This is a genomic window from Streptomyces sp. NPDC088706 (assembly GCF_044752765.1).
Classification (GTDB): domain Bacteria; phylum Actinomycetota; class Actinomycetes; order Streptomycetales; family Streptomycetaceae; genus Streptomyces.
Genome location: NZ_JBIVLW010000005.1, coordinates 91,163 through 114,760 on the forward strand (window position 1 = coordinate 91,163; position 23,598 = coordinate 114,760).

The window sequence follows — 23,598 nt, forward strand, 5'->3', positions numbered from 1 at the left end:
CGGGGTCGGTTGCGGATACTCCTACCCCGGTCAACGTAGCCCGCGACACCTTTCGTACACCTGCGACGACGCCGTACGTACGCGAGGTGGTACGGCTACCGGCGGGCGGTCGCCCAGGCGTTCTGCGCTTCCACGTCCTTCTTCACCTCGGCCAGCTGTACGGCGACGGCGGAGGGGGCCGTGCCGCCCCGGCCACTGCGGGAGGCGAGGGCGCCGCGCACGTCGAGGACGGTGCGGACCTCCGGGGTGAGGTGCTCGGAGATCGCGGCGAACTGCTCGTCGGTGAGCTCGTCGAGCTCGATGCCGTGCTGCTCGCACTCCTTGACACAGGCGCCCGCGACCTCGTGCGCGACCCGGAACGGCACGCCCTGCCTCACCAGCCACTCCGCGATGTCGGTGGCGAGCGAGAAGCCGGCCGGGGCCAGCTCCTCCATCCGCTCCCGGTTGACGGTGAGGGTGGCCATCATGCCGGTGAAGGCGGGGAGCAGGACCTCCAGCTGGTCACAGGAGTCGAAGACCGGCTCCTTGTCCTCCTGGAGGTCGCGGTTGTACGCGAGCGGGAGCGCCTTGAGCGTGGCGAGCAGGCCGGTCAGGTTGCCGATGAGGCGGCCGGACTTGCCCCGGGCCAGCTCCGCGATGTCCGGGTTCTTCTTCTGCGGCATGATCGAGGAGCCGGTGGAGAAGGCGTCGTGCAGGGTGACGAAGGAGAACTCCTTCGTGTTCCAGATGATGACCTCCTCCGCGATCCGGGAGAGGTTGACGCCGATCATCGCGGTGATGAACGCGAACTCGGCGACGAAGTCCCGCGAGGCGGTGCCGTCGATGGAGTTGGCGACCGACCCGTGCTGGAAGCCGAGGTCGGCCGCGACGGCCTCGGGGTCCAGGCCCAGCGAGGAGCCGGCGAGCGCGCCGGAGCCGTACGGGGAGACGGCCGTCCGCTCGTCCCACTGGCGCAGCCGCTCGGCGTCCCGGGAGAGGGACTGCACATGGGCGAGCACGTGGTGGGCGAAGAGCACCGGCTGGGCGTGCTGGAGGTGGGTGCGGCCGGGCATCGCCACATCGGGGTGGGCCTCCGCGAGGCCGACCAGCGCGCCCTGGAGGCCGGCGATCAGGCCGCCGACGATCCGGGCGTGGTCGCGCAGGTACATCCGGAAGAGCGTGGCGATCTGGTCGTTCCGCGACCGGCCGGCCCGCAGCTTGCCGCCCAGGTCGGGGCCGAGGCGCTCAAGGAGCCCGCGCTCCAGCGCGGTGTGCACGTCCTCGTCGGCGATGGTCCCGGTGAAGGAGCCGTCCGCGACATCGGCTTCGAGCTGGTCGAGGCCCTCCTGCATCCGGGCCAGCTCATCCTCGGTGAGCAGGCCCGCCTTGCTGAGGACGCGGGCGTGGGCGCGGGAGCCGGCGATGTCGTACGGCGCGAGCCGCCAGTCGAAGTGGACGGAGGCCGACAGCTTGGCCAGCGCCTCGGCCGGTCCGTCGGCGAAACGCGCGCCCCAGAGCCGGACGTCACCGTTGTTGCTGCTCACTGCGTGCTCCTCAAAAGACGAAGGCGAAGGCCAAGGCGTGGGCCGGGTGCGGATATGCGGCCGCCTCCCTGCCGCGTGACGACGGGGAGGCGGCTGTACAACGAGGGAGGGCCGGGCGAGGTCGCGTCGGACTACGCCTGCAGATCGCGCTTGGCGGCGATCTTCGAGGAGAGGCCGAAGAGCTCGATGAACCCCTGCGCCTTGGACTGGTCGAACGTGTCGCCCGAGTCGTAGGTGGCGAGGTTGAAGTCGTACAGCGACTCCTCGGACTTCCGGCCGGTGACGACGGCGCGGCCCGCGTGCAGGGTCATCCGGATGTCGCCGGTGACGTGCTGGTTGGCCTCGTTGATGAAGCCGTCCAGGGCCCGCTTCAGCGGGGAGAACCACAGGCCGTCGTAGACCATCTCGCCCCAGCGCTGCTCGACCTGCCGCTTGTAGCGGGCCAGCTCGCGCTCGACGGTGACGTTCTCCAGCTCCTGGTGGGCGGTGATCAGCGCGATCGCGCCGGGCGCCTCGTACACCTCACGGGACTTGATGCCCACGAGCCGGTCCTCGACCATGTCGATCCGGCCGATGCCCTGGGCGCCGGCCCGCTCGTTGAGCTGCTGGATCGCCTGGAGGACGGTGACGGGACGGCCGTCGATGGCGACCGGGACACCCTCCTTGAAGGAGATGACGACCTCGTCGGCCTCGCGCGGGGTGGCGGGGTTCGAGGTGTACTCGTAGATGTCCTCGATCGGCGCGTTCCAGATGTCCTCCAGGAAGCCCGTCTCGACGGCCCGTCCGAAGACGTTCTGGTCGATGGAGTACGGGGACTTCTTGGTGGTGGCGATCGGGAGGTTCTTCTCCTCGCAGAAGGCGATCGCCTTGTCCCGGGTCATCGCGTAGTCGCGGACCGGGGCGATGCACCTCAGGTCGGGGCCGAGCGCGGAGATGCCGGCCTCGAAGCGGACCTGGTCGTTGCCCTTGCCGGTGCAGCCGTGGGCGACGATCCCGGCGCCGTGCTTCTTGGCGGCGGCGACGAGGTGCTTGACGATCGTCGGCCGGGAGAGGGCCGAGACCAGCGGATAGCGGTCCATGTAGAGCGCGTTGGCCTTGATCGCCGGGAGGCAGTACTCCTCGGCGAACTCGTCCTTGGCGTCCGCGACCTCGGCTTCGACGGCACCGCAGGCGAGCGCGCGCTTGCGGATGACGTCCAGGTCCTCGCCGCCCTGGCCGACGTCCACGGCAACGGCGATGACCTCGGCGCCCGTCTCCTCGGCGATCCAGCCGATGGCGACGGAGGTGTCCAGGCCGCCCGAGTAGGCGAGTACGACGCGCTCGGTCACGGGTTTCTCCTTACGGTGCAATCACTGATGGGTATAACTATGCGGTGCTCCGTATGTTTTGTCAAAGCGGCAGCTCCGGTGCGGTGGGAGCGGTCGTACGGGCGGAAATCTCCAGTGCTCCTTGGCCGGAAGGGCCCTAGCATCAACAGCTGACGACGGGGAGGGGCCGCGATGAACAGCAGCGGTGGGGGCAGAGCCCTGGAGGCCGTGGCGCGGGTGTCCGAGGGAGTTCCGCCGGCCGAGGCCCTGGAAGCCGGGGCGGCGGAAGCCGGGGCGGCGGAAGCCGGGGCGGCGGAAGCCGGGGCGGCGGAAGCCGGGGCGGCACAGGCGTGGGTCGCCTTCGACATCGCCGTACGGGCTCGTGCCCGCCCTCCCTGGTTCCTGCCCCCCACGGAGCAGCCGCGGTGGCCCCGCCTGTCCGCACTGTTCGGCCCCCGGCCCGCTCCCCCGCCGCCCCGTCCGCCCGCGCTGGCCCTGTGCGACCCGGACGGGCGGGTCCGGGAGGCGGCACTGAAGGGGTTCGACGCCGGGCCGGAGCTGCACCCGCTCCTGGTGGTGCGGTGCGCCGACTGGGTGGAGCCCGTACGCGAACGGGCCCGGGCGCTGCTCGGTGGGCTGTCCGCGGGCGAACTGCTTCCGCACTCGGAGCTGATCCTGCGGCTGTCCCGGCGGGCCCAGGGCGATTTCGCCCGCGCGCTGCTGGAGGGGACGTTGCGGGAGGGTCCGGGGGCGGACGTCGTGGCGCTACTGGCCCACCCGGACCGGGCGACGTACCGGCTGGCGTACCGGATCGCGGTGGAGCGAGGGCTGCTGACCCCGACGGAGCTGGCCACCGCGGCCGCGACCTGCGGTGACGTCACTCTCCAGGATCTCTGCGCGGAGGCCGCCGTCGCCGCCGTGCCGGAGCGGGCCGGGGGCAGAAAGGACGCGAGCGGGAAAGCCGCACGAGCCGGTGGCCGCGCGGAGGAGACCGGGCCGGCCGGGGACGGGGCCGCCGTGCTCGACCGGTTGCTGACGGCTCGCGCTCCCCGGGTGCGCGCCGCCGGGGTGACCGCGCTGCGCCGGGCCGGGCTCCACCGCGAGGCGGAGCCGTTCCTCGCCGACCGCTCCGCCGTCGTACGCGCCTGCGCCCGTTATGTGCTGCGGCAGGGCGGCATCGACCCGCTGCCCCGCTACCGCGCCCTGTGTGCCGAGCCGGGCGCGCACCCGGGAGCCGCGGCGGGGCTCGGTGAGTGCGGGGACCGTGCGACGGACGCCGGGACCCTGTGGGCGCTGGTGGAGCACCCGCTGCCCGCCGTGCGCCTGCACGCGATCACCGGTCTGCGCGCGTTGGACGCGGTGGCGCGGGAGCGGCTGACGCCCTCGCTGGACGACCCGAGTCCGGCGGTGGTGCGGGCGGCCACCCGGGCCCTGTTGCCGGACGCCGCGAGGATTCCGGAGGCCCTGCTGCGCGAGCGGACCGCGCCGGGGCGGCCACGCGCGGTGCGGGTCGCGGCGGCGCGGCTGTTGCGGGCGGCGGGGCTCGTGGGGTGAGCCCGGGCCCGCCCCTCGCGGAGTGCGCCGCTGGGCCGTACGGAGCAGGTCCGGTGGGCCGTACGGAGCAGGTCCGGTGGGCCGTCGGCCCCGGCCGCCGTACGGTCCGGAGCATGCGCCGACCTCTGCTGACCCTCGCCGTACTCCTCACCCTGGCCACCGGCTCGCTGGGGGCCGGGCCCTTTGACGGCCCTCCCCTCCCGTACCGGCTGGCGGATACGGGCGGCGGCTCCCAGCTCATCACCGCCGAGGCCCCGGACACCGCCGCCACGACCGGCACGGTGACCTGGTGGGAGCGGCGCGGGCACAGGTGGGTGAAGGCCGGGTCCGCGCCCGCGCGGTTCGGGGCGAAGGGGCTGGCCGAGGGCAGGGGTCGCGAACAGGGCACCAGCACCACGCCGACCGGGCTGTACGACCTGCCGTACGCCTTCGGCATCGAGGAGGCCCCGGCCGGGACCACGTATCCCTACCGGAAGGTGAACGAGGGCTCCTGGTGGTGCCAGGACAACGCCTCGCGCGCGTACAACCGCTGGGTGGAACCGCGCCCCGCCGACTGCCGGGCGGACGAGGCCGAGCACCTGGTCACCTACGGCACGCAGTACGCCCGCGCGCTGGTGATCGGGTTCAACTACGAGCGACCGGTACGTGGCCGGGGCGCCGGGATCTTCCTGCATGTGAACGGGCGCGGGGCGACGGCCGGTTGCGTCTCCGTCCCCGCGGACGCGATGGCGAGGATCCTCGCCTGGGCCGAACCTGGACGGCGGCCGCACATCGCGGTCGGGACCTCCTCGGGCCCGACCGCGATCACGCGCTACTAGAAAAGGCTCAGCGGTCGTTCTGAGCGAGCCTCAGCAGGTGGTCGGCGAGCGCCTGGCCGCCGTTCGGGTCGCGGCTGATGAGCATCAGCGTGTCGTCGCCCGCGATGGTGCCGAGGATGTCGTGCAGTTCGGCCTGGTCGATGGCCGAGGCGAGGAACTGGGCGGCGCCCGGTGGCGTACGCAGCACCACGAGGTTGGCCGATGCCTCCGCCGAGATGAGCAGTTCGGCCGAGAGCCGGCGCATCCGTTCCTCCTTGGCCGAGCCGCCCAACGGCGCCTGCGGGGTGCGGAATCCGCCCTCGCTGGGCACCGCGTAGATCAGCTCGCCGCCGGTGTTACGGATCTTGACCGCGCCCAGCTCGTCGAGGTCGCGGGAGAGCGTCGCCTGGGTGACGCTCAGCCCGTCGTCGGCGAGGAGCTTGGCCAGCTGGCTCTGCGAGCGGACCGGCTGCCGGTTCAGGATGTCCACGATCCGGCGGTGGCGGGCGGTGCGGGTCTGCGGCACGGACGGTCCGCCGTGCTCGGTCTCCTGCGCCTCGGTCATCGTCGTCGCCTCATTCTCCGGAGGGTCATGCTCCGGATCGTCCGTCCCCGTGTGCCGCGTCGAGAGCGCTCGGCAGGATCTCCAGGAGCGCGTCCACCTCCGCGTCACCGATGATCAGCGGCGGCATGAGCCGTACGACATCGGGGGCGGGCGCGTTCACCAGGAGGCCGGCTCCCTGGGCCGCCTGCTGCACCTGCGGTGCGAGGGGTCCGGTGAGCACGATACCCAGCAGCAGCCCGCTGCCGCGGACATGGGAGACCAGCGGGTGTCCGAGCGCCTCCACGCCGTCGCGGATCTTCTCGCCGAGCCGCTTGACGTCGTCGAGCGCCCCGTCGGCCGCGAGGGTGTCCAGGACGGCGAGTCCGGCGGCGCAGGCCACCGGGTTGCCGCCGAACGTCGTGCCGTGCTGACCCGGCTTCAGCAGGCCGGCCGCCGGTCCGAACGCGACGGTCGCACCGATGGGCAGGCCGCCGCCGAGCCCCTTGGCGAGGGTGACGAGGTCGGGCTCCACACCCTGGTGGGCCTGGTGCTCGAACCACTGGCCGCAGCGGCCGATCCCGGTCTGGACCTCGTCCAGGACGAGGAGGGTGCCGGTCGCGCGGGTGATCTCCCTGGCCGACTCCAGGTAGCCCTTGGGCGGGACGACGACCCCGTTCTCGCCCTGGATCGGCTCGATGATGACCAGGGCGGTCTCGGTGGTCACCGCGGCCCGCAGCGCGTCCACGTCCCCGTACGGCACATGCGTGACGTCCCCGGGCAGCGGGGCGAACGGCTCCCGCTTCCCCGGCTGGCCGGTGAGGGCGAGCGCGCCCATCGTCCGGCCGTGGAAGCCTCCGTCGGTGGCGACCATGTGGGTGCGCCCGGTGAGCCGGCCGATCTTGAAGGCGGCCTCGTTGGCCTCGGCGCCGGAGTTGGCGAAGAAGACCCGGCCGGGGCGGCCGAAGAGCTGGAGCAGCCGCTCGGCGAGCGCGACCGGCGGTTCGGCGATGAACAGGTTCGATACGTGGCCGAGCGAGGCGATCTGGGTGGCGACGGCCTCCACGACGGCGGGGTGGGCGTGGCCGAGGGCGTTGACCGCGATCCCGCCGACGAAGTCGAGGTAGCGGGTGCCGTCCTCGGCCCAGACGTACGCGCCCGCACCGCGGACGAGCGACAGGCGGGGCGTGCCGTAGTTGTCCATCAGCGCGCCCCGCCAGCGCGAGGTGAGTCCCGCAGCATCTGTGCCGGTCATGATTCCCCCTGTTCAGGCCCTGTGTGTACGGCGATGGGGGCGTCCGGCACGACCATCGTGCCGACGCCCTCGTCGGTGAAGATCTCCAGCAGGATCGAGTGCTGGACCCGGCCGTCGATGACGCGGGCGGTCTCGACGCCGTTGCGCACGGCGTGCAGACAGCCCTGCATCTTGGGGACCATGCCGCTGGACAGCTCGGGCAGCAGCTTCTCCAGCTGGCTCGCGGTGAGCCGGCTGATCACGTCGTCGCTGTTGGGCCAGTCCTCGTAGAGCCCCTCGACATCGGTGAGGACCATGAGCGTCTCGGCGTTCAGGGCGGCGGCGAGCGCGGCGGCCGCGGTGTCGGCGTTGACGTTGTAGACGTGGTGGTCGTCGGCGGAGCGGGCGATGGAGGAGACGACCGGGATGCGGCCGTCGTCCAGCAGGGCCTGGATGGCCCCGGTGTCGATGGCGGTGATCTCGCCGACCCGGCCGATGTCGACGGATTCGCCGTCTATGGTGGGCCGGTGCTGGGTGGCGGTGATGGTGTGGGCGTCCTCGCCGGTCATGCCGACGGCGAGGGGGCCGTGCTGGTTGAGGAGGCCGACCAGTTCGCGCTGGACCTGTCCGGCGAGCACCATCCGGACCACGTCCATCGCCTCGGGGGTGGTGACCCGCAGCCCGGCCTTGAACTCGCTGACCAGGCCCTGCTTGTCGAGCTGGGCGCTGATCTGCGGGCCGCCGCCGTGCACGACGACGGGCTTGAGGCCGGCGTGGCGCAGGAAGACGACGTCCTGCGCGAAGGCGGCCTTCAGCTCCTCGTCGATCATGGCGTTGCCGCCGAACTTGATGACGACGGTCCTGCCGTTGTGCCGGGTCAGCCAGGGCAGCGCCTCGATGAGGATCTGCGCCTTCGGGAGTGCGGTGTGCTTCCGCGCGGCGCTCATGAGCTGTACGCGCTGTTCTCGTGGACGTAGTCCGCGGTGAGGTCGTTGGCCCAGATGACGGCGGACTCGGTGCCCGCCGCGAGGTCGGCGGTGATCTTGACCTCCCGGTAGCGCATGTCGACCAGGTCGCGGTCCTCGCCCACTCCCCCGTTCTTGCAGACCCAGACGTCGTTGATGGCGACGTTGAGCTGGTCCGGCTCGAAGGCGGCCTTCGTCGTGCCGATCGCGGAGAGGACCCGGCCCCAGTTGGGGTCCTCGCCGTGGATGGCGCACTTGAGCAGGTTGTTGCGGGCGATGGACCGGCCGACCTCGACGGCGTCGTCCTCGGTGGCCGCGTTGATCACCTCGATCCGGATGTCCTTGGAGGCGCCCTCGGCGTCCCCGATGAGCTGCCGGGCGAGATCGTCGCAGACGGCCCGTACGGCCTCGGCGAACGCCCCCTGCTCCGGGGTGATGCCGCTGGCGCCGGAGGCGAGCAGCAGCACGGTGTCGTTGGTGGACATGCAGCCGTCGGAGTCGATCCGGTCGAAGGTGGTGCGGGTGGCGTCGCGCAGGGCGGTGTCCAGCGCGGGGGCTTCCACATCGGCGTCGGTGGTGAGGACGACGAGCATGGTGGCGAGGCCCGGGGCGAGCATGCCCGCGCCCTTGGCCATGCCGCCGACGGTCCAGCCCGCGCCGCCCGCGACGGCCGTCTTGTGCACGGTGTCGGTGGTCTTGATGGCGATGGCGGCCTTCTCACCGCCGTGCTCGCTGAGCGCGGCGGCCGCCTTCTCGATGCCGGGGAGCAGCTTGTCCATGGGGAGCAGGATGCCGATGAGCCCGGTGGAGGCGACGGCGACCTCGCCCGCGCTGTGGCCCTCCAGCACCTCGGCGGCCTTCTCGGCGGTGGCGTGCGTGTCCTGGAACCCCTGGGGTCCCGTACAGGCGTTGGCACCACCGGAGTTGAGGACGACGGCGGTGACCTCGCCGCCCTTGAGGACCTGCTCCGACCAGAGCACCGGGGCGGCCTTGACGCGGTTGGAGGTGAAGACGCCCGCGGCGGCGCGACGCGGTCCGTGGTTGACCACGAGGGCCAGGTCCGGGTTACCGCTCTCCTTGATCCCCGCGGCGATGCCCGCCGCCGAGAATCCCTGTGCTGCCGTGACGCTCACGGTGCAACTCCGATCGTCGTGAGACCTGTGTCCTCGGGAAGTCCGAGGGCGATGTTCATGCTTTGCAGGGCGCCGCCCGCGGTGCCCTTGGCGAGATTGTCGATGGCGCAGATGACCACGATCCGTCCGGCGGCCGGGTCGTGGGCGACTTGGACCTGTACGGCGTTGGAGCCGTACACCGCGGCGGTGGCGGGCCACTGCCCCTCGGGCAGGAGGTCCACGAACGGCTCGTCCGCGAACGCCTTCTCGTACACCGCGCGCAGGGACTCCGCGCTCACGCCCGGCTTGGCCTTCGCGCTGCACGTGGCGAGGATGCCGCGCGGCATGGGCGCGAGGGTGGGCGTGAAGGAGACGGTGACCGGCTCACCGGCGGCGGCGCTGAGGTTCTGGATCATCTCGGGCGTATGGCGGTGTCCGCCGCCGACGCCGTACGGGGTCATGTTCCCCATCACCTCGGAGCCGAGCAGATGCGGCTTGGCCGCCTTGCCCGCCCCGGAGGTGCCGGACGCGGCGACGATCACGGCCTCCGGCTCGGCGATCTCCGCTTCGTAGGCCGGGAAGAGCGCTAGGGACACCGCGGTCGGGTAGCACCCGGGCACGGCGATCCGCTTGGACCCGGCGAGCGCGGCCCGCCCGCCCGGCAGCTCGGGCAGCCCGTAGGGCCAGGTCCCGGCGTGCGGGGACCCGTAGAACTTCTCCCAGTCACCGGCGTCCTTGAGCCGGAAGTCGGCCCCCATGTCGACGACGAGCACGTCGTCCCCGAGCTGCTCGGCGACGGCGGCGGACTGCCCGTGCGGCAGCGCCAGGAAGACGACGTCGTACCCGGCGAGGACCTCGGCGGTGGTGGGCTCCAGCACCCGCCCGGCCAGCGGCCGCAGATGCGGCTGGAGCGAGCCGAGCGCCTGCCCGGCGTTGGAGTGCCCGGTGAGAGCGCCGATCTCGACCTCGGGGTGCGCCAGCAGGAGTCGGAGCAGCTCACCGCCGGCGTATCCGCTCGCCCCTGCAACCGCTGCGCGTACCACCATCGGAACCCTCCTCGTCGATGGCATGACTATACGCAGCGCTGCACTTTTATGCAATGGGTGCCGACCGGTCGGGCGGCCGATCCTTTGGCCTCCGAAGGTCCTTCGAGGGACAGGCCTCAGGGGGAGGAGGGCTCCGTCGGAGTCCGTGCACGGTTGGCGGTGAGAAGCCGAGCTGAGCCGCCATCGCCGCTCACCCTCGGGCATCAGAATCGCCGCTGCCCGACCCCGAGCGCCGCGGAGGGCGACACCATGCTGGGGCCCTTCACCGTTCCGGCTGCGGTACCCCGAGCCCTACGCCGAGGCCGCCCGCACGTGGCCGCACAGCGAGGCTGAGGTCATCGACGCCGCGCGCCTCCCGCCCGCCGGGGCGGCCCAGCGGATCGCGGAGGCCGTCAAGGGGTGAGGTCCACCCGGGGTCCGGCGTACGCGGCCGGTGCGCGGGGCTGTCCAGCAGCAACGGAATCGCCAGGACGGGCAGCAGCCAGACGAACACGATGAGCCGGTGACCGAGCAGCTGGTCCAGGTTCGGGTGGCCCGCCTGGTTGAGGAGACCGGCGGCCGCCGCCGCGAGGGCCACCGGCAGGAGCACGGACCGCCGCTTCCACAGCGCCAGGACGGAGAGGGCGAGCAGGACGGGGAGTACGGGGTACGTGACCTGGCGGCGCAGCCAGGCCGTCCAGAAGACCCGCTCCTGGGCGAAGAACTCGGGCCAGGGGTTGGGCAGATCGGGCCGCCGGTAATGGTCGGTCAGCAGGTCCTGGGCGCTGTCCTGCCCCATCGGCCAGGAGAGCAGATGAGCGCCAGCGTAGACGGAGACCGCCAGGAGCCCGCACAGTACCGCCGCCCGGCCCGTCCGACCCGCCGGCCGGCGGCATCGGCGCAGCCACCCCCACCAGAGGGCGAATCCGACCGTCAGCGCTGCTGCCAGGAGCAGCGCCTGCGAGTAGCGCACCAGGAACATCAGGGCCAGGCCGCCCACGACGAGCGCCACACCCGTACGGGGGCGGTCCAGCGGGAGCAGAGTGCACCCGAGGACGACCGCCGTGCCCAGAGCCAGGGAGAGCCCGTCGCTCAGCGGGTTCATGGCGACCGTGCCGGTGGGCAGAGCGAGGTACAGCGCCTGCCCGGCCAGCCCCGCGCGCCAGGACGCGCCCGCGCGGCGCAGGGTGAGGAGGACGCAGACGCTTCCGGCCAGCGCGACGACGAGACCGGCGAGCCAGAGGCCCCACACCGCGCCGAACAGGGTGACGAACGGGACCAGGAACAGCGGATACCCGGGGCGGGCCTCGAAGATGGCCATGAAGCGATGGTTCGCGAAGGGCGCGATCATTCCCGAGGTGTTGCCGTTGCGGGACCAGTGGGCGACCGCGTCGCCCAGTCGGCGCACACACTGGGCCTCCGACTCCTCGGAGACCTTCCTGCTCGTCCAGGGAATCGTGTTCAGGGGTGCGTGCTGGGCGCTGTCGCAGGAGTACGCGATGGCCCGGCGGCCCGACTCGGCCCGGCTCTCGCCGCTGAGGGACAGGGCGTAGGAGAGGTAGTTCTTCGTGTCGGGCGAGGCCCGTCCGGTGACGGCCGTCAGCTGGAGCCCGGCGAAGGCCGCGGCGATCAGCAGCATCCCGACGAGGCCGAGGTGCTTGGTACTGCGGATGCTTCGCATCGGACGGACGCTCCCCTGCGGTAAAGGCGGTTACCTCACCAACGAGAGCGGCGCCGTGGGGTGGCGCCTCGGGGCGAGCCGGGGCCGGTGATCCCCTCGCGGCGCCGCGGACCGGGGTGGTGGGTACCTCCGGAGTGCTACCGGCCGCGCGGCTTTCCGCGCTTGCCGCCCGCCTGACCCGGAGTGCTACCGGCCGCGCGGCTTTCCGCGCTTGCCGCCCGCCTGACCCGACCGGCCGCCCTTGGGGGCGCCCGCGCGTCGGCCGGTGCCCGCCTGCTTGCCCGGGGCGGGCTTGCGCCCGGTGCCGCCGCCCGTACCGGCCCGCTCGGCCTTCGCCTTCTCCTTCGCCCTCGGCTGCGGCGGGGTGGCCGCGCGGCCCCGGGTGCTGTTGACCGTGCGCCCCCGGACGATGCCGATGAACTCCTCCACCAGATCGGGGGTGGGCTCCTCCTGCGGCCACGACAGGGCGACGCGGGACTCGGAGGCATCGAGGACCGGCCGGTAGGTGAGGTCCTTGCGGTGGTGCAGACGGGCCAGGGACTGCGGGACGAGGAGCACGCCCACGCCCGCCGCCACCAGCTCGATCGCGTCCGCCGTGGTGGCGGGGCGCTCGATCGCGGGGCGGCCGGGGAGGGTCTCCCAGTCGAGGACGTCGTCGAGCGGGTGCAGGACGATCTCGTCGGCCAGATCGGTGAGCGTCACGTCCTCCGCCGCCGTGGCGACGTGGTCCTTGGGGATCACCACGACGGTCGTCTCGGTGTAGAGGGGGATCGCGCTGAGGACGTCCCGGTCGACCGGCAGCCGTACGAGTCCGGCCTCCGCCCCGCCGTCCGCCAGCAGCCGCGAGGCGTCGGCGGCCGGAATCTGGACGAGCTCCAGGGGGGTGCCGGGCATCCGCTCGTGCCAGACCCTCACCCACTTGGCCGGCGTCACACCGGGGACGTACGCGAGCCTGAAGGACGAGGGAGCAGCAGAGGGATCAACGGAGCCGGTCACGGGTTCAGGCTACCGGTCGGTGGCCGCCCGCCCCGCCGGTGGCCGCCCGCCCCGACGGTGGCCGGGCCGTCGGCCGTGGCGGGCCGTCGGCCGGTGGCGGGCCGTCGGTCGTGGCCGGGCCCTCGGCCGGCGGTCAGGCACTCGGTTGGCGGCCAGGCCCTCGGCCGGTGGGTGGCCGCCCGCCCCGCCGGTGGCCGGGCCGTCGGCCGGCGGCCGGGCCCTCGGCCGGCAGCCGGGCCCTCGGTCGCTGGTGGGCCCTCGGTCGGTGGTCGGAGGTTTGTCCCATGGTCGATACCCTGGACCCATGACGTCGCACAAGACCGCCCAGACCATGAAACCCGCCACCGCGGCGAAGAAGCTGGGTGTGTACCTCCAGGCCACCCCCGCCGAGTTCCAGGAGGGTGCCGTCTCGCGCACCGAGCTCAACGCCCTCCAGACCGACCCGCCCGCGTGGCTGGTCGAGCTGCGCCGCACCGGACCGCACCCCCGTCCGGTGGTCGCCGCGAAGCTCGGCATCTCCATCGCGGGACTCGCCCGCGGCGGGGTCACCGACGCCCTCACCACCGAGCAGGTCGACGCGCTGAAGGACGAGATGCCCGAGTGGCTCCGGAAGGAGCGCGCCACCCAGGGGGAGGTCCGCAAGGAGGCCGCCCGGATCAAGGAGCGCAACGCGGAGCGCGCCGCCCGGTCGAGCTGACGGCAGCGGACGAGGAACGGGAAGCCCGGCCGACGCGGTGCGTCGGCCGGGCTTCCCGTCTGCCGGGCCCGAGGGCCCCGCGTCGGTCAGAGGACGCCGGACTCGGCGATGGTGACCTTGGCGCGGGTGCGGCCGCTGGAGGAGCCGAGCGCCTCGATCTTGCGGACCAGGGCCAGGCTGTCGTCGTCGGCGACCTCGCCGAAGACCACGTGCTTGCCGTCCAGCCACGGGGTGAGCACCGTGGTGATGAAGAACTGCGAGCCGTTGGTGTTCGGTCCTGCGTTGGCCATCGAGAGCAGGCCCACGCGGTCGTGCTTCAGCTTGAAGTTCTCGTCGGCGAACTTCTCGCCGTAGATGCTCTTGCCGCCGGTGCCGTCGCCGCGGGTGAAGTCCCCGCCCTGGAGCATGAAGTCGGTGATGACGCGGTGGAAGGAGGAGCCGGCGTAGCCGAAGCCCTTCTCACCGGTGGCGAGGGCGCGGAAGTTCTCCGTCGTCTTGGGGACGACGTCGTCGAACAGGTTGAACGTGATCCGCCCTGCGGGCGCGTCGTCGATGGTGATGTCGAAGTAGACCTTGGTTGTCATGGTGACATCCTCACATTCCTGGCAACCGCAGGCGAAACCCGGGTTGGGTCCGGCGCCGTGGATGCCGCGCCCCCTCACCCCCGGGCGGCGTCCCGGCGGGCCGCGTAGACCGCGTCGACCAGGGCCCTTTTCCGCGGGTCGTCGGCGACACCGGAGCCCATGCGGTTCATGACGTAGCCGAGGGCGAGGCCGGCTTCCGGGTCGGCCAGTCCGCAGGAGCCGCCCGCCCCGTCGTGGCCCATCGCCCGCGGGTTGGGCCCGTAGGAGCGGTTGCGGCCGCTCAGCCAGAGGCCGAGGGCGATCTCCGTCTCGTGGGCGAAGGCGTCGCCGAGGACGAGGTCGCGGCAGGCGCCCTGCCCCTCGCGCACGCGTTCGGCGGCCTGCTCGGAGAGGACGCGATGACCGCCGATGCTGCCGCGTCCGGCGAGGATGCCGTAGAGCGCGGCGACCGCGCGGGCGGTGCCATGGCCGTTGGCGGCGGGGATCTCGGCGGCCCGCCACCCGGGCGTGTTGGCGGCGGCCCGGCCGGTGGGCGGGTTGAGCAGGGAGGCGACGGCCACCGGTGCCATCCGGGCCAGGAGCGCGGCCTGGGCGGCGCGGTCGGCGCGCTCCTGGACGAGTTCGGCAAGCCGTTGGGTCTCCTGCTCCGGGAGGCCGAAGGTGAAGTCGATCCCGAGCGGGCCGGTCACCTCCTGGCGCAGGAACTCCCCCGGCAGCACCCCGCTGACCCTGCGGACCACCTCGCCGACGAGGAACCCGTACGAGATCGCGTGGTAGCCCGACCGGGTTCCCGGCTCCCACAGGGGGGCGGTCGCGGCCAGCCTGGCGCAGGTCAGTTCCCAGTCGTACAGCTCGTCCAGGGTGTGGGGTGTGCCCACGCCGGCGACCCCGGAGCGGTGTGAGAGGAGGTGGCGTACGAGGACGCACTGCTTGCCGTTGGCCGCGAACTCCGGCCAGTGCGCGGCGACGGGGGCGTCGAGGTCGAGCAGCCCCCGGTCGGCCAGGATGTGGGCGCAGAGCGCGGTGGGTCCCTTGCCCGTGGACCAGACGTTGACCAGGGTGTCCCGCTCCCACGGCCGGGTGCGTGCCTCGTCGGCCCAGCCGCCCCAGAGGTCCACCACCGGTATACCGTCGGCGAGCACGGTGACGGCCGCGCCGAGTTCGCCTCGGGTCGTGAAGTTCTCCTCGAAGGCGGCGCGGACCGCGGCGAACCGGTCGTCGCAATGGCCGTGGATCTGCGGCACGTGGCCTCCTTCGATGCGGGCAGGACCGATGCCCCCGCAACGTACCGACCGGTCGGACCGGAGGGAAGGGCGCGAGCCGGACGGGGGTCAGCGGATGCCGGACTCCAGGCTCAGACTCCAGCGGCCGGGCGCCCCGGCGAGCGTGATCGTGGAGAGCGGGCGGACGTCGATGCTCCAGTACGCCGACGGCGGCACGTTCAACGCGTAGACGAGGGCCGCCCGGATCACCGCCGGTTCGGCGACCGCGACGATGAACCCGTCACAGGCCGGCCGGGTGTCCAGCCAGCCCCCGATCCGCCCGATGAAGCCGAGAAGGGACTCCCCGCCGTGCGGGGCGCTGCCCGGGTCGGCGAGCCAGGCGTCGACGGCGGCGGGTTCCCGGGCGGCGGCCTCGGCCAGGGTCATACCGCGCCAGCGGCCCATGTCGCAGTCCCGCAGGGCGGGCTGCGCCATCGGGGCGTAGCCCAGCACGTCGCCGGTGGCGCGGCTGCGCGGGGTGGGTGAGCAGTAACGCAGTTCGGCCGCCCCGAGCGGGACCAGGGTGTGGGCGACGAGCTGCACCTCGTGCCAGCCGGCATGGTCGAGCGGCCGGTCGTCGTCGAAGCGCTCGGCCAGGCGGGGCGAGGTGCGCGCCGCCGCGACCAGGGTGACCCGAAGCGTCATGGCCGGATGCGTCATGGCCGGATGGTGGTGCCGAACGGGTGTCCGGTCAAGAGGGCCACGGGGTGGGCAGGCGTGCCCCGTCGATTTCCGGACGCGGCGCCCGCCCGGGGTTTACGGAGGCGCCGCCCAGGTACGGGCCTGCCCGGTCAGCCGCCGGAGGCACCCGGTGCCCGGAGTCCGTCGTACGCGGTACGGAGCCGGCGCACGCCCTCCGCGATCTCGGCCGCGCCGGAGACCGCGGCGAAGCTCAGCCGTACGTGGCCGGCCGGCGGCTCGGCGCAGAAGTACGGGCTGCCCGGGGCGATGGCGACCGAGGCGCGCAGGGCGGCGGAGGCGATGGCGGCCTCGTCGGGGCCCGTTCCGGCGCCGGTGGCCGGGATGCGGAACCAGAGGCTGCCGCCGCCCGCCGGGACGTGGGGCAGCGTGAGCGCGGGCAGTTCGGTGCGGAGGGCGGCGGCCATCACCGTACGGCGGTGGCGCAGTTCCGCCGCCACCGCGGCCAGGTGGCGGCCCCAGGACGGGGAGCCGACGAGTTCGAGCGCGGCCTCCTGGAGCGGCCTCGGGACGAAGAAGCTGTCGACGACCTGGATGGCGCGCAGGCGTTCGAGGACCGGCCCCCGGGCGGCCAGCGCGCCGACCCGGAGGCTGGGCGAGGTGACCTTGGTGAGCGAGCAGACGTGGACGACCACGCCGTCCGGGTCGGCCGCGGCCAGCGGTGCCGGGAGCGGGCCCGCGTCCTCGTGGACGAGCCGCCGGGCGAAGTCGTCCTCGACGACGAACGCGCCGGCCGCCCGCGCGATCGCCAGGATCTCGGGCCTGCGGGCGGGGGCGAGGGTGGCTCCGGTGGGGTTCTGGAAGAGCGGCTGGGTGACGAAGACCCGGGCCCCGGTGGCGCGGAAGGCGTCGGCGAGCAGCTCGGGCCGGACCCCGTCCGCGTCCATCGGGACGGGGACCGGGCGCAGCCCCGTGGCACGGGCGACCGCGAGCATCCCGGGGTAGGTGGGGGACTCCACGAGGACCGGGGCGCCGGGCGGGGCGAGGGCGCGCAGCGCGGTGGCCAGCGCGCTCTGGCCGCCCGCGGTGATCAGGACGTCGGCGCCGGAGACGGCCGGGCCGATCTCGCGGGCGAACCAGGACCGCAGTTCGGGCAGTCCGTCCGTGGGCGGACGGCCCCAGGCGCCCGGGCGGCGGCCGGCCCGGGCGAGGGCGGCGGAAAGGGCCCGCTCGGGCTGGAGGGAGGCGTGGAGGTAGCCGCCGTTGAACTCGATCGTGCCGGGCGGCGGTGCGGCGAGGGTGGCCAGGACCCCGGAGGCGTCGACGGTACGGGGCACGACCTCGGATCCGCCGTCGCCGCTCAGCGACACCTCCTGCCAGGAGGTGTCACCGGGGACGGGGAGCTCGGCGCGGGGCTCGGCCCGGAAGGCGCCGGAGCCGGGGCGGGTGGTGACGAGGCCTTCGGCGGCGAGCTGGGCGATGGCGCGCGAGACGGTGACGGGGCTGACCCGGAAGCGCTCGACGAGCGCACGGCTGGACGGCAGCTTTCCACCTGGTGAGTAGCGGTTGAGCTCAGCCCGGAGGGATGCGGCCAGTTCGGTGACGCTGCTACGCTCTTGCATGAGAGCACAGGATAGCGCTACCGCACCGGGAACGATAGCGGTCACCGGCCCTGAGACCTCCCGCGCGTCGGCTGCGGGCGGCCGGCGCCCCGCGGTGGAGGCGGACGTCTCCCGAGCGGCCGCCGGCCCCCGCGCCACCGCGCGGGACCCCGGCCCCACCCGCCGCGGCACCCTGCTCGCCGCGCTCGGCGTCATCGCGTTCTCCCTCACCTTCCCCTCCACCGCCTGGGGCCTGGAGAGCTTCGGCCCCTGGTCCCTCGTCGCCGTGCGCTCCACCCTCGCCGCCCTGATCGCCGGCGGCTTCCTGCTGGCGGTGCGGGCTCCGGTGCCCGCGCGCCGCCACTGGGGCGGGCTCGCGGTGGTGGCGGGCGGCGTGGTGGTGGGGTTTCCGCTGCTGACGACCCTGGCCCTGCAGACCTCCACCACCTCGCACGCCGCCGTGGTGGTGGGCCTGCTGCCGCTGACGACGGCGGTGCTGGGCTCCCTGCGTACCGGGGAACGCTCCTCCCGTGCGTTCTGGGTCGCGGCGCTGGCCGGTGCGGCCGTCGTCATGGGCTTCACCGTGCAGCAGAGCGGGGGCGCCCTGACCTCGGGCGACGCGTATCTGTTCGGCGCCCTGCTGGTGTGCGCCGCCGGGTACACGGAGGGCGGTCGGCTGGCCCGGGTGATGCCGGGGTGGCAGGTGATCGGCTGGGCGCTGATCCTGTGCCTGCCGCTCGCGCTGGCGGGCAGCGCCGTGGCGCTGCCGCTGGAGCCGGTCCACCTCACCGCGCACGGCGTCCTCGGCCTGGTCTGGGTGGCCGCCGGGTCGACCTTCTTCGGGCTGTACGTCTGGTACCGGGGCATGGCCGAGATCGGCGTCCCGCGGGCCAGCCAGCTGCAACTCGCGCAGCCCCTGCTGACGCTGGCGTGGTCCTTCCTGGTGCTCGGCGAGGAGGTGTCGGCGGCGGCCCCCCTCGCGGCGGTGGCGGTGCTGGTCTGTATCGCCGCCACCCAGCGGACGGGCCGGAGCAGGGCGGCCCGTCCCCGGCCAGCGGGGGAAACCGGGCCCGTACGGTCATAGACTGGGCCGTGACGACAGGCGGACCGCCACCCCTGAGGAGGTCACTCCCGATGGAGGCACACGCGGGCGACCGGCTGCTGATGCACGGCAGGACCGTGGGACGGCACGACCGGGTCGCAGAGATCATCGAAGTGCTCGGGGACGGGGGCGCCCCTCCGTACCGCCTCCGCTTCCCCGACGGCCACGAACACCTGATGTCCCCGGGACCCGACAGCGTCGTCCAGCACATCGAGGCGCCCCAGGGCCGGCAGCCACGGTAGCGGGACCAGGACCGGGGCCGGAGTCCGAGCGGCTCCGGCCCCCCGCACACGACGGTCAGCGCGGCGCGCGGACCCGGTCCTGGTAGTGGTCGGCGACCACCCGGGCCATCGCGCCGATCCGGTCCGCCGCCACGTGCTTGGCGGAGAAGAAGATGTGCCCGCCCGCCTCCTCGTGGTCCCGGGCGAGGGTGAGGTGGCGGGAGAGCTCGGCCGGGTCCTGCCAGGGAGCGGGCTGGGCCGGGTCACCGGCCTTGTACAGCGCCTCCCCCACGTACAGCCCCACGCCTGTGCCGCGCACGGTCGCGCTCCACCAGGCGAGGACCTTGGCGTAGTCGGCGGAGGCGAGGCCGATGTGCCAGTAGATCTGCGGGCAGATGTAGTCGAGCCACCCCTCCTGAACCCATTTGCGGGTGTCGGCGTGCAGGTCGTCGTAGGTCTCCACCCCGGCCCGGGTGTCGGAGCCGAGCGGATCGGTGTCCTTGTTGCGCCAGACGGCGAACGGACTGATGCCGAACCGGACGCCCTGCCGGGTCTCCCGGATGCGTCCGCCCATCTCGCGCACCAGCCGGTCCACGTTGTCGCGGCGCCAGGCCGCCCGGTCCGGGAAATCGGAGCCGTACCGCTCGTAGGCGGCGTCGTCCTTGAACTCCTCACCGGCCACCGGATACGGATAGAAGTAGTCGTCCCAGTGCACCGCGTCGATCGCGTAGCGGCGCACGGCGTCCAGCATGGCGTCCTGGACGAAGCGGCGGACCTCCGGCAACCCGGGGTTGTAGTAGAGCTTCCCGCCGTACGGCAGGACCCACTCCGGGTTGAGCCGGGCCGGGTGGGAGGCCGCCAGGCGGGTGGGGTCGGTGTGGTTGGCCACCCGGTACGGGTTGAACCAGGCGTGCAGCTCGAGCCCCCGGTCGTGCGCCTCGCGGACGGCGGTGGCGAGCGGGTCCCAGCCCGGGTCCTTGCCCTGGACCCCGGTGAGGCAGGCGGACCACGGCTCGTGCGGGGAGGGCCACAGGGCGTCCGCGGCCGGCCGGACCTGGAGCACCACCGCGTTGAGCCGCAGCTCGACCGCCCGGTCCAGATGGGCGACGAGCTCGGCCTGCTGGGCCGCCGCCGTCAGGCCGGGCTTGGAGGGCCAGTCCAGGTTGGCGACCGTGGCGATCCACATGCCGCGCAGCTCACCCCGCGCGAACCGGTCCTCGCCGCCGTCCCCTCCCCCTGCGGCCCGGGCCGTCTGCGAGGCGAGCGCGTCACCGCCCGTCGCCATCGCCGCCACCAGTCCGGCCGCACTCGCCACCAGCGACCGCCGGGTCATTCCTCTACGTCGCATGCGCCACACTCGTCCCTTCACGTCGACCACCACCTCCATCGCTGTAGGTAACAGGATGATGCCCTTCCGTAGCCGGATGACCCGCAGGTCATCGGGGTGGGCTCGCGGAGTAACGTCGTGGGGTCGAGGCGGGCACCGGAATCAGACGGGACCCTGCGATACGGAGAACAGCGAAAGGCACGAGGTGACGGACTCTATGGCCGACATTGCACGCGTCGGGGTGGTGGGCTGTGGCCAGATGGGCGCAGGTATCGCGGAGGTGTGCGCGCGCAGCGGCCTCGAAGTGAAGGTCGCCGAGACCACCGGCGAGGCGCTGGAGATCGGCCGCACCCGGCTGCACAACTCCCTGTCGAAGGCCGCCGAACGCGGCAAGATCACCGAGCAGGAGCGGGACGAGACCCTCGGCCGCCTGAGCTTCACCACCGACCTCGGGGAGTTCGCCGACCGCGACCTCGTCATCGAGGCCGTCGTGGAGAACGAGCAGGTCAAGACGGAGATCTTCCAGGTCCTGGACCAGGTGGTGACCCGGCAGGACGCGATCCTCGCCTCCAACACCTCCTCCATCCCGCTGGTGAAGCTGGCGGTGTCGACCTCGCGCCCGGACCGGGTCATCGGCATCCACTTCTTCAACCCGGCCCCGGTCCAGAAGCTGGTCGAGCTGATCCCGGCGCTGACCACGTCGGACGAGACGATCGCGCGCGCCGAGGCCGTCGTGCAGGACGTGCTGGGCAAGCACCCGATCCGCGCCCAGGACCGGTCCGGGTTCGTCGTGAACGCGCTGCTGATCCCGTATCTGCTCTCCGCGATCCGGATGTTCGAGTCGGGCATCGCGAGCCGGGAGGACATCGACAACGGCATGGAGATGGGCTGCGCCCACCCGATGGGTCCGCTGAAGCTCGCGGACCTGATCGGCCTGGACACCGTGGCCTCGGTCGCCGACTCGATGTACGCCGAGTACAAGGAGCCGCTGTACGCCGCTCCCCCGCTGCTCCAGCGCATGGTCGACGCGGGCCGGCTCGGCCGCAAGACGGGCTCGGGCTTCTACCCGTACGGCTGACCCGGCCGGCGGCGCCGCGTGGAGCCGGTCCCGGACACCCCGGGGCCGGCTCCACGCACACCCGGCTCCTCAGCCCAGCCGCAGATGGTGCAGCATCAGCAGCGCGGCCGCCATGTTCGCCGCGGGCACCTCACCCCGGGCGATCATGTCCGGGACCAGTTTCAGCGGTACCCACTCACGGCGTGAGGACTCGAAGGCGTCCTGTGGGGGGCCCGTGTAGTGCGCCTCCTCCGCCCAGTAGAGGTGGTGACGGGCGTCGGTGAGGCCGTTGGCGGGCTCCACGGTGAGCAGCGGGCGCAGGGGGCCGGGGCGCCAGCCGGTCTCCTCCTCCATCTCGCGGGCCGCCGCCGCCACGATGTCCTCGCCGTCCTCGACGACCCCCGCGGCCAGCTCCCACCCCCAGCTGTCGGTGATGAACCGGTGGCGCCAGAGCAGCAGCACCTCATCGGCCGCGTTGACGACGGTGGCCGCGGCGACGGGTCGCAGCCTGATGACGAAGTGGTCGAGATGGCTGCCGTCGGGCAGCTCCACATCCGCCAGGTTCACCCGGAACCAACGGTTCTGATACACATTCTGTTCGCCTAAGTTCGTCCACTGCACGTTTCTGCCGCCTTTCGACATGTTGGTGGCAACATGCCAGCAGGGTCGGCGGCGAAGCGGAACGAACGGCGGGTGCGCGCCGGAGCTCACAGAGGCACGCGGAGCGCCCCGTCGATCAGGCCGGCCGTCTGCACGGCATCGGCGCAGCCACTCTCCGCCAGCTGTCGCCGCACCTGGCGCAGCCGGTCGCGCAGCCGCTGGGATTCCATGCCCCGGGCCCGCTCGGCCATCTCGGCGGCGGTTCCGGCAGCCCGGTCCGGCTCGCCCTGGAGCAGCTCGATATGGCTGAGCATCGCCAGGCGGTGCACACGCCCCCGGTCGTGCGCCGGGGCGCGCACCGCGGAGGCCGCGTGCTCCCGTGCCGCGGGCAGATCCCCGAGGCTGAGCAGCGCCTCCGCCACCTGGACGTCGACCAGCCCCGGCTGGACGTAACCGGTCTCGTCCGGCTCCCGCCCGGTGTGGATCCGGCCCGCCTGGGCCTCGGCCCGGATGATGCGGGCCCGGGCGCTCGCCGCGTCGCCGAGATGGGCGTACGCCTTGGCCTGCATGGCGTGCAGGTCGGCGACGAGCGCGGGGGTGATGTAGTCCCCGGCGGCGCGCAGTGCGGCCTCGGCGAAGGCGATGGAGCGGCGGTGGTCGCCGAGGAAGAGGGACTGGGTGACCAGCAGGGCGATCACATAGCCGCCCAGCGCCCGGTCGCCGCTGGACTTGGCGAGCCGCAGCGCCTGGTGGAAGTAGTGCTGGGCGAGGCCGTGGGCGTCGGAGTCGTACGCGCAGATACCGGCCACCGCCACCAGCGCCGCCGTCGCCCGGTGCAGCCGGCGGCCGAGTTCGTCGTCGTAGCCGCCGCGCAGCAGGGGCGCGGCCTCGGCGTTGAGGAAGCGGACGATGCGGGGTCTGGTCGCGATGCCGCCCGCCCTGCGGTACATCTGCTCGTAGTGGTCGCGGGCGGACCGGAGGGTCTCTATGTCGGTCGCGCTGACCCGGCCGGGGCCCGGGCGGGAGACGTCGGTGTCCTCCGGCGGGTTCTCCCACTCCCAGACCGGCATCACCGCCGTGGTCCCGGTGACGGCGGGCACGGTGGCCAGGTGGGGGCGCTGCTGTTCGTCCGAGCGCCAGAGCGCGGTGGCCCGGTCGACGAAGCCGGAGAGGGAGGCGCTGTGCGGTGCGGTTTCGATGCCGCAGCCGCTGGAGAGGCCCATGCCGATGTCGTCCAGCGCCACCGGGCGCCCCAGCCGGCCGCCCAGCACCTCGCAGATCAGGTCCGGCACCTGGCCGCGCGGGCGCTGCCCCTTCAGCCAGCGGGAGACCCCCGTGTGTTCGTACCGCAGGCTCAGGCCGCGGGCCCGGCCCGCCCGGTTGACGTGACCGGCGAGCCCCGCCCGGGACATCCCGGCCTCGTCGATCAGGGATTCGAGCAGGACATTCGGCTCCATCGTCCCCCCAGGTGCGTGTCGCAATGAGCCTAGTCCAGCACGTTTCACACGGGGTGTGAACGGAATGCCCGAACCGTCGGGCTGTGCACTCTGCCGCGCCGGGGCGGGGTTCGGTTGAATGAGCTCCTCGCAAGAGGCGGCCGGGTCGTCGGCTCCCCCTCGTAACGGTTGACGACCCGCACCCGCGCCGTCCGCACCGCCGGCCTGCCCGACACTCCGTGGCCGTGCGGACGGCGCCGGATCGCACGACCCACTGCCCAACGACGAAGGAGGGTGGCTGCGGGTCGGGGCCGGAACCGCGCTTCCTCCCGGTTCC

General features: G+C 73.2%; 22 protein-coding genes. 6 read left to right on the top strand and 16 right to left on the bottom strand.

Going from position 1 to position 23,598, the window contains the following annotated elements; all coding sequences use genetic code 11:
* Positions 1 to 95 precede the first annotated feature (95 nt).
* Both argH and ACIQAK_RS15540 read right to left on the bottom strand, forming a co-directional pair.
* On the bottom strand, positions 96 to 1,523 hold the full coding sequence (gene argH / locus ACIQAK_RS15535; RefSeq protein ID WP_366389817.1) for an argininosuccinate lyase: 1,428 nt from the start codon (positions 1,521 to 1,523) through the stop codon (positions 96 to 98).
* A gap of 131 nt (positions 1,524 to 1,654) precedes the next feature.
* Complete coding sequence (locus ACIQAK_RS15540; protein ID WP_366389816.1) at positions 1,655 to 2,851, bottom strand: argininosuccinate synthase; 1,197 nt, start codon at positions 2,849 to 2,851, stop codon at positions 1,655 to 1,657.
* 171 nt (positions 2,852 to 3,022) lie between these two features.
* Here ACIQAK_RS15540 and ACIQAK_RS15545 point away from each other — a divergent pair, with 171 nt between their 5' ends.
* Both ACIQAK_RS15545 and ACIQAK_RS15550 read left to right on the top strand, forming a co-directional pair.
* Positions 3,023 to 4,384, top strand: a complete 1,362-nt coding sequence (locus tag ACIQAK_RS15545; RefSeq protein WP_366389815.1) for a hypothetical protein — start codon at positions 3,023 to 3,025, stop codon at positions 4,382 to 4,384.
* A gap of 113 nt (positions 4,385 to 4,497) precedes the next feature.
* A complete protein-coding gene (locus ACIQAK_RS15550; protein WP_366389814.1) occupies positions 4,498 to 5,202 on the top strand; it encodes a L,D-transpeptidase family protein in 705 nt (234 codons plus the stop codon).
* A gap of 7 nt (positions 5,203 to 5,209) precedes the next feature.
* Here ACIQAK_RS15550 and ACIQAK_RS15555 read toward each other — a convergent pair whose 3' ends face one another.
* From ACIQAK_RS15555 to ACIQAK_RS15585, 7 genes are all read right to left on the bottom strand, one after another.
* The gene (locus ACIQAK_RS15555) at positions 5,210 to 5,746 is read right to left on the bottom strand and encodes an arginine repressor (RefSeq protein WP_019764598.1); all 537 of its coding nucleotides are present in this window, start codon (positions 5,744 to 5,746) and stop codon (positions 5,210 to 5,212) included.
* 25 nt (positions 5,747 to 5,771) lie between these two features.
* Complete coding sequence (locus tag ACIQAK_RS15560; protein ID WP_366389813.1) at positions 5,772 to 6,977, bottom strand: acetylornithine transaminase; 1,206 nt, start codon at positions 6,975 to 6,977, stop codon at positions 5,772 to 5,774.
* Positions 6,974 to 7,903 (bottom strand): acetylglutamate kinase, encoded by a 930-nt coding sequence (gene argB / locus ACIQAK_RS15565; protein WP_366389812.1) that lies wholly within the window; start codon positions 7,901 to 7,903, stop codon positions 6,974 to 6,976. Before argB ends, ACIQAK_RS15560 begins: the two co-directional genes overlap by 4 nt.
* Positions 7,900 to 9,054, bottom strand: a complete 1,155-nt coding sequence (gene argJ / locus ACIQAK_RS15570; protein WP_366389811.1) for a bifunctional glutamate N-acetyltransferase/amino-acid acetyltransferase ArgJ — start codon at positions 9,052 to 9,054, stop codon at positions 7,900 to 7,902. The genes argB and argJ overlap by 4 nt, the downstream gene beginning before the upstream one ends.
* Positions 9,051 to 10,079, bottom strand: coding sequence for an N-acetyl-gamma-glutamyl-phosphate reductase (argC, locus tag ACIQAK_RS15575; protein WP_366389810.1), 1,029 nt, complete (start codon positions 10,077 to 10,079; stop codon positions 9,051 to 9,053). The genes argJ and argC overlap by 4 nt, the downstream gene beginning before the upstream one ends.
* 262 nt (positions 10,080 to 10,341) lie before the next feature.
* Complete coding sequence (locus ACIQAK_RS15580) at positions 10,342 to 11,739, bottom strand: hypothetical protein (protein ID WP_366389809.1); 1,398 nt, start codon at positions 11,737 to 11,739, stop codon at positions 10,342 to 10,344.
* Positions 11,740 to 11,925: 186 nt separating this feature from the next.
* Positions 11,926 to 12,735 (bottom strand): LysR family transcriptional regulator substrate-binding protein, encoded by an 810-nt coding sequence (locus ACIQAK_RS15585; RefSeq protein WP_366389808.1) that lies wholly within the window; start codon positions 12,733 to 12,735, stop codon positions 11,926 to 11,928.
* A 304-nt stretch (positions 12,736 to 13,039) separates the two neighbouring features.
* Between ACIQAK_RS15585 and ACIQAK_RS15590 the strand changes: the two genes are divergently transcribed.
* The gene (locus ACIQAK_RS15590) at positions 13,040 to 13,432 is read left to right on the top strand and encodes a DUF5997 family protein (RefSeq protein ID WP_366389807.1); all 393 of its coding nucleotides are present in this window, start codon (positions 13,040 to 13,042) and stop codon (positions 13,430 to 13,432) included.
* 86 nt (positions 13,433 to 13,518) lie between these two features.
* Here the strand turns inward: ACIQAK_RS15590 and ACIQAK_RS15595 are convergent, their stop codons facing one another.
* The 4 genes from ACIQAK_RS15595 to ACIQAK_RS15610 all read right to left on the bottom strand — a co-directional run bounded on the left by ACIQAK_RS15595 (position 13,519) and on the right by ACIQAK_RS15610 (position 17,539).
* Positions 13,519 to 14,016 carry a peptidylprolyl isomerase gene (locus ACIQAK_RS15595; protein ID WP_128852354.1) on the bottom strand — a complete coding sequence of 166 codons (498 nt, stop codon included), beginning with the start codon at positions 14,014 to 14,016 and terminating at the stop codon, positions 13,519 to 13,521.
* Between the two features lie 74 nt (positions 14,017 to 14,090).
* Entirely contained in the window at positions 14,091 to 15,260 is a 1,170-nt protein-coding gene (locus tag ACIQAK_RS15600; protein WP_366389806.1) for a serine hydrolase domain-containing protein, read from the bottom strand.
* 87 nt (positions 15,261 to 15,347) lie between these two features.
* On the bottom strand, positions 15,348 to 15,923 hold the full coding sequence (locus ACIQAK_RS15605; RefSeq protein WP_366389898.1) for a histidine phosphatase family protein: 576 nt from the start codon (positions 15,921 to 15,923) through the stop codon (positions 15,348 to 15,350).
* A gap of 146 nt (positions 15,924 to 16,069) precedes the next feature.
* The gene (locus ACIQAK_RS15610) at positions 16,070 to 17,539 is read right to left on the bottom strand and encodes a PLP-dependent aminotransferase family protein (protein ID WP_366389805.1); all 1,470 of its coding nucleotides are present in this window, start codon (positions 17,537 to 17,539) and stop codon (positions 16,070 to 16,072) included.
* Here ACIQAK_RS15610 and ACIQAK_RS15615 point away from each other — a divergent pair.
* Both ACIQAK_RS15615 and ACIQAK_RS15620 read left to right on the top strand, forming a co-directional pair.
* Positions 17,538 to 18,602, top strand: coding sequence for a DMT family transporter (locus ACIQAK_RS15615; protein WP_366389804.1), 1,065 nt, complete (start codon positions 17,538 to 17,540; stop codon positions 18,600 to 18,602). The genes ACIQAK_RS15610 and ACIQAK_RS15615 overlap by 2 nt on opposite strands.
* Before the next feature lie 50 nt (positions 18,603 to 18,652).
* Positions 18,653 to 18,862 carry a DUF1918 domain-containing protein gene (locus tag ACIQAK_RS15620; RefSeq protein ID WP_366389803.1) on the top strand — a complete coding sequence of 70 codons (210 nt, stop codon included), beginning with the start codon at positions 18,653 to 18,655 and terminating at the stop codon, positions 18,860 to 18,862.
* A gap of 55 nt (positions 18,863 to 18,917) precedes the next feature.
* On the opposite strand, the gene ACIQAK_RS15625 is transcribed toward ACIQAK_RS15620, so the two are convergent.
* Positions 18,918 to 20,156 (bottom strand): family 10 glycosylhydrolase, encoded by a 1,239-nt coding sequence (locus ACIQAK_RS15625; protein WP_366389897.1) that lies wholly within the window; start codon positions 20,154 to 20,156, stop codon positions 18,918 to 18,920.
* 229 nt (positions 20,157 to 20,385) lie between these two features.
* Between ACIQAK_RS15625 and ACIQAK_RS15630 the strand changes: the two genes are divergently transcribed.
* On the top strand, positions 20,386 to 21,246 hold the full coding sequence (locus ACIQAK_RS15630; protein ID WP_366389802.1) for a 3-hydroxybutyryl-CoA dehydrogenase: 861 nt from the start codon (positions 20,386 to 20,388) through the stop codon (positions 21,244 to 21,246).
* Positions 21,247 to 21,315: 69 nt separating this feature from the next.
* Here the strand turns inward: ACIQAK_RS15630 and ACIQAK_RS15635 are convergent, their stop codons facing one another.
* Together ACIQAK_RS15635 and ACIQAK_RS15640 are read right to left on the bottom strand one after the other, a co-directional pair.
* Complete coding sequence (locus tag ACIQAK_RS15635) at positions 21,316 to 21,846, bottom strand: NUDIX domain-containing protein (RefSeq protein ID WP_366389801.1); 531 nt, start codon at positions 21,844 to 21,846, stop codon at positions 21,316 to 21,318.
* Between the two features lie 86 nt (positions 21,847 to 21,932).
* The gene (locus tag ACIQAK_RS15640) at positions 21,933 to 23,282 is read right to left on the bottom strand and encodes a transcriptional regulator (RefSeq protein WP_366389800.1); all 1,350 of its coding nucleotides are present in this window, start codon (positions 23,280 to 23,282) and stop codon (positions 21,933 to 21,935) included.
* Between the last annotated feature and the right edge of the window lie 316 nt (positions 23,283 to 23,598).

Coding starts and splice junctions, on each gene's coding strand:
- ACIQAK_RS15580 (WP_366389809.1), bottom strand. CDS start 11,739: ATGCGAAGCATCCGCAGTACCAAGCACCTCGGCCTCGTCGGGATGCTG.
- ACIQAK_RS15615 (WP_366389804.1), top strand. CDS start 17,538: ATGAGAGCACAGGATAGCGCTACCGCACCGGGAACGATAGCGGTCACC.
- ACIQAK_RS15640 (WP_366389800.1), bottom strand. CDS start 23,282: ATGGAGCCGAATGTCCTGCTCGAATCCCTGATCGACGAGGCCGGGATG.
- ACIQAK_RS15605 (WP_366389898.1), bottom strand. CDS start 15,923: ATGACGCTTCGGGTCACCCTGGTCGCGGCGGCGCGCACCTCGCCCCGC.
- ACIQAK_RS15545 (WP_366389815.1), top strand. CDS start 3,023: ATGAACAGCAGCGGTGGGGGCAGAGCCCTGGAGGCCGTGGCGCGGGTG.
- argB (WP_366389812.1), bottom strand. CDS start 7,903: ATGAGCGCCGCGCGGAAGCACACCGCACTCCCGAAGGCGCAGATCCTC.
- ACIQAK_RS15590 (WP_366389807.1), top strand. CDS start 13,040: ATGACGTCGCACAAGACCGCCCAGACCATGAAACCCGCCACCGCGGCG.
- ACIQAK_RS15560 (WP_366389813.1), bottom strand. CDS start 6,977: ATGACCGGCACAGATGCTGCGGGACTCACCTCGCGCTGGCGGGGCGCG.
- argC (WP_366389810.1), bottom strand. CDS start 10,079: ATGGTGGTACGCGCAGCGGTTGCAGGGGCGAGCGGATACGCCGGCGGT.
- ACIQAK_RS15555 (WP_019764598.1), bottom strand. CDS start 5,746: ATGACCGAGGCGCAGGAGACCGAGCACGGCGGACCGTCCGTGCCGCAG.
- ACIQAK_RS15595 (WP_128852354.1), bottom strand. CDS start 14,016: ATGACAACCAAGGTCTACTTCGACATCACCATCGACGACGCGCCCGCA.
- ACIQAK_RS15550 (WP_366389814.1), top strand. CDS start 4,498: ATGCGCCGACCTCTGCTGACCCTCGCCGTACTCCTCACCCTGGCCACC.
- ACIQAK_RS15610 (WP_366389805.1), bottom strand. CDS start 17,539: ATGCAAGAGCGTAGCAGCGTCACCGAACTGGCCGCATCCCTCCGGGCT.
- ACIQAK_RS15620 (WP_366389803.1), top strand. CDS start 18,653: ATGGAGGCACACGCGGGCGACCGGCTGCTGATGCACGGCAGGACCGTG.
- ACIQAK_RS15630 (WP_366389802.1), top strand. CDS start 20,386: ATGGCCGACATTGCACGCGTCGGGGTGGTGGGCTGTGGCCAGATGGGC.